At 73.3% G+C, this 3,718-nt stretch carries 4 protein-coding genes; 1 reads left to right on the plus strand and 3 read right to left on the minus strand.

All coding sequences use genetic code 11. The annotated features are described in order from the left end of the window. Positions 1 to 78: 78 nt before the first annotated feature. The 3 genes from glcF to pcaH form a co-directional block, all read right to left on the minus strand. Complete coding sequence (gene glcF, locus ACVMLK_RS20150; protein ID WP_457487432.1) at positions 79 to 1,395, minus strand: glycolate oxidase subunit GlcF; 1,317 nt, start codon at positions 1,393 to 1,395, stop codon at positions 79 to 81. A 111-nt stretch (positions 1,396 to 1,506) separates the two neighbouring features. After that, positions 1,507 to 2,088, minus strand: coding sequence for a protocatechuate 3,4-dioxygenase subunit alpha (gene pcaG, locus ACVMLK_RS20155; protein WP_198365380.1), 582 nt, complete (start codon positions 2,086 to 2,088; stop codon positions 1,507 to 1,509). Between the two features lie 2 nt (positions 2,089 to 2,090). After that, positions 2,091 to 2,816: a protocatechuate 3,4-dioxygenase subunit beta gene (gene pcaH / locus ACVMLK_RS20160; protein ID WP_198365379.1), complete on the minus strand. Its 726-nt coding sequence runs from the start codon at positions 2,814 to 2,816 to the stop codon at positions 2,091 to 2,093. Positions 2,817 to 2,926: 110 nt separating this feature from the next. Here pcaH and ACVMLK_RS20165 point away from each other — a divergent pair. Further along, the coding region (locus ACVMLK_RS20165) for a LysR family transcriptional regulator (protein WP_457487433.1) at positions 2,927 to 3,718 on the plus strand (792 nt) is incomplete at its 3' end.

The raw sequence follows: 3,718 nt of genomic DNA on the forward strand, positions 1-3,718 counted from the left end.
TCCTGGCCCTGGCCGCGCGGCGGGGGCCCGCGCCCCCCGGCCCGGGGGGGGCCCCCGCGCGCCCGCCAGGCCGCCCCATCAGACAGTCCCGTCAGACAATCCCGCCGGGGCCGGTCCGCCTGCCATCCAGTCCAGCAACTCCACCGTATGGATCGCCGGCAGGGGCCCCGAGCCCAGCTGCGTCAGGCAGCCGATATTGCCGCTGGCGATCACCGCCGCCCCGGTGCGGCCGATATTCTCCAGCTTCCGGGCCTTCAGCGCCCCGGCGATCTCCGGCTGCATCAGGTTGTAGGTGCCGGCCGAGCCGCAGCAGAGATGCCCCTCGGCCGGCTCCTTCACCGTGAAGCCGGCGCGCGCCAGCAACTGCTTCGGCGCCGAGGTGATCTTCTGCCCGTGCTGCAGGCTGCAGGCCGCGTGATAGGCCACGGTCAGCTCCGGCGCCGCGCGACTCGGCGCGTAGCCGAACTGCAGCAGCACTTCCGAGACATCGCGCGCCCGGGCCGCCACCAGGGCCGCCCGCGCCGCCCAGGGCTCCGGCTCCTCGCGGAACATATGGCCGTAGTCCTTCACCGTGGTGCCGCAGCCCGAGGCGTTCACCACGATGGCGTCCAGCCCCTCGCCCTCGATCTCCCGCGTCCAGGCGGCGATATTGGCCCGCGCCAGGGCCATGGCCGGATCGTGCTGGCCCATGTGGTGGTTCAGCGCGCCGCAGCAGCCCTGCCCCTCGCTCACCACCACCTCGACCCCCATCCGCGTCAGCAGCCGGATGGTGGCGGCGTTGATCGAGGGCGCCAGGACGGTCTGCGCGCAGCCGGTCAGCAGCGCGACGCGGCCGCGCCGCTCGCCCTCGGCGGGATAGCGGCGGACGGCCGGCGCCGGATCGGCCGGCGGCAGTGTCTCGGGCGCCAGCTCCAGCATGGCGCGCATCCGGCCGAAGGTGGTGCCGCGCCCCGGCAGCCAGCCCCGCAGCGGGCGCGCCAGCCGCGCCGCCCGCAGGGCCAGGCGGAAGCGCGCCGGATACGGCAGGGTGGCGCCGAGCACGCGCCGCAGCAGCCGCTCCGGCCAGGGCCGGGTATAGGTCTCCTCGATGTAGCGCCGGGCATGGTCCACCAGATGCATGTAGTGCACGCCCGAGGGGCAGGTGGTCATGCAGGAGAGGCAGGAGAGGCAGCGGTCCACGTGCCGCACCACCGCCTCCGTCGCCGGCTGGCCGCTCTCCAGCATGTCCTTGATCAGGTAGATGCGGCCGCGCGGGCTGTCGAGCTCGTCGCCCAGCAGGACGAAGGTCGGGCAGGTGGCGGTGCAGAAGCCACAATGCACGCAGGTGCGCAGGATGGTGTTGGACTCCCGCGTGTCGGGGTCCGCCAGTTGCTCCGCCGTGAAGTTCGTCTGCATGCCGCCTGATTCCGTCCCGTCCTTCAGGGTGGGAGGGAAGCGGTCGCGGTGCAAGCACCCGGGCGGGAGGGGGCGCGGGAAACCGCCGTCCGCGCCGGCCTCCCGCCGTCCTCACATGTCGAGGAACACCGTCTCCGCCTCGCCCTGGAGCTGGATCACGAGACGGTAGGTCGGCAGGTCGGCGGCCCCGGTGCGCGCAGCGACCAGGGTGGCGCGGCGTCCCGCCTGCTCGATGCTCCGCAGCACCGGGTCGGCCTCGAGCGCCGCGGCGTCCTCGGGGAAGTAGAGGCGCGTGTGCAGGTGGATGTTGATGCCACGGGCGAAGATCAGCAGGCTGACATGCGGCGCCTGCGGCCGCCCGTCGCGCCAGGGCACCACGCCGGGCCGGATGGTCTCGAAGACCCATTCGCCGCTCGCCGGATCGGCCGCCGCGCGGCCCCAGCCGAGGAAGCCGCCGGCATTGTGCCTGCCGTCCCGGTCCGCCTGCCACAGCTCCAGCAACGCATCGCGCACCGGGTGGCCGGAGCCGTCCATCACCACGCCGGTCAGGCGGATGCGCTCGCCGGCACCCTCCAGGATATGCGGCTGTTCCTGGGTGCGGGTGGCGAGGCCGGCGGCGACCGGCAGCAGGCCGATATGGACATAGGGCCCGCCGGTCTGGGAGGGCGTCTCCTTCAGGTATTCGACGGGCATGGTCAGAGGCCCTCCGGCCGGTTCTCGAAGAAGGTCTGCCGCCGGCCGCGCAGCACGATGTCGAAGCGGTAGGCCAGCGCGTCGAAGGGGATGGAGTTCTGCATGTCGAGCCTCGCCACCAGCCGCTCGCGCCCCGCCGGGTCGGGCAGGGTGCCGAGGATGGGGCAGAGCGGGATCAGCGGGTCGCCCTCGAAATAGAGCTGCGTCACCAGGCGCTGCAGGAAGGCCTCGCCGAAGAGCGAGACGTGGATATGCGCCGGCCGCCAGTCGTTGCCGTTGTTGCGCCAGGGATAGGGGCCGGGGCGGATGGTGCGGAAGAAGTAGTTGCCCTCGGCATCCGTCATGCAGCGCCCGGCGCCGCCGAAATTCGGGTCGAGCGGCGCGAGGTAGCTGTCGTTGTGGTGCCGGTAGCGGCCGCCGGCATTGGCCTGCCACACCTCCAGCAGGGTGCGCGGCACCGGCCGGCCGGTCTCGTCCAGCACCCTGCCATGGACGATGATGCGCTCGCCCACCGCCTCGCCATCGCGGGCGTGGTTGCGGATCAGGTCGTTGTCGAGCGGCGCCAGCAGATCGGCGCGGAAGACCGGCCCGGCATTCTCGCCCGGGCCGGGCTCCAGCGAGACCAGGGCGCGGCGCGGGCTGCGCAGCACGCTGGTCTTGTACTGCGGCGTCAGGGGCGGCGGATGCAGCGAGCGGTCGCGGCGGATGATGTCGCCGAGGCTGGGCATGGATGGTCCTCCCGCGGAGGCGCCGGCGTGTTGGCGGGGGCGGCGCCTTCTCCGGGCTCAGCCTGCCGCGTCGCCTTGCATGAGGAAACCGGGTATTTATCATGCGATGCATGAGCAGGATCGATGCCTTCTCGCTCGATGGCCATGCGTTGCGCCTCTTCCTCGCTGTGCTGGAGGAAGGCTCCGTCACCGCCGCCGCCGGGCGCCTCGGCCTCAGCCAGTCGGCGGCGAGCCACGGGCTGATCCGGCTGCGCGGCCTGCTGGGCGATCCGCTCTTCGTGAAATCGGGCCGCGGCATCGTCGCCACCCCCTATGCGCGCGGCCTGGCCGGGCCGGCCCAGGCCCTGCTCGACGGCCTGCAGGGCCTGGTGCGGATGGATGTCTTCACCCCGGCCAGCGCGCGGATCGGCTTCACCATCGCCGCCAACGGCTTCCAGCGCGACCTGCTGCTGCCCGGCTTCTTCGCCCGGGTGGAGGCGCAGGTGGCGCGGCTGAGCCTGCGCGTGGTCCCTTCCGGCGCGCCCAGCGCGGCCCTGCTGCGCGAGCAGGGCTGCGACCTGATCGTCACGCCCTTCCCGCCCGCCGGCACCGACATCCTGCAGAGGCGCCTGCTGACCGACCGCTACGCCTGCTTCTACGACGCCGCCGCGCGGCGCCCCCCCGAGACGGCCGAGGCCTATCTCGCCGCCCGCCACATCACCGTGCTGCATCCCGAGGGTGAGGCCCTCGATTTCGACCGCCGCCTGGAGGCCGAGGGCCTGCAGCGCGACATCGCCATCCGCGTGCCGGGCTTCGATGGCGTCGCCGCCTTCCTGCGCGGCAGCGCCATGCTGGCCACCCTGCCCGGCCTGCTGCGGCACGGCGCGCTGCGCGGCCTGGCGCACGCGCCGGTGCCCCTGCCC

The sequence above is a fragment of the Teichococcus aerofrigidensis genome (assembly GCF_054073225.1).

Coding starts and splice junctions, on each gene's coding strand:
- glcF (WP_457487432.1), bottom strand. CDS start 1,395: ATGCAGACGAACTTCACGGCGGAGCAACTGGCGGACCCCGACACGCGG.
- pcaG (WP_198365380.1), bottom strand. CDS start 2,088: ATGCCCGTCGAATACCTGAAGGAGACGCCCTCCCAGACCGGCGGGCCC.
- pcaH (WP_198365379.1), bottom strand. CDS start 2,816: ATGCCCAGCCTCGGCGACATCATCCGCCGCGACCGCTCGCTGCATCCG.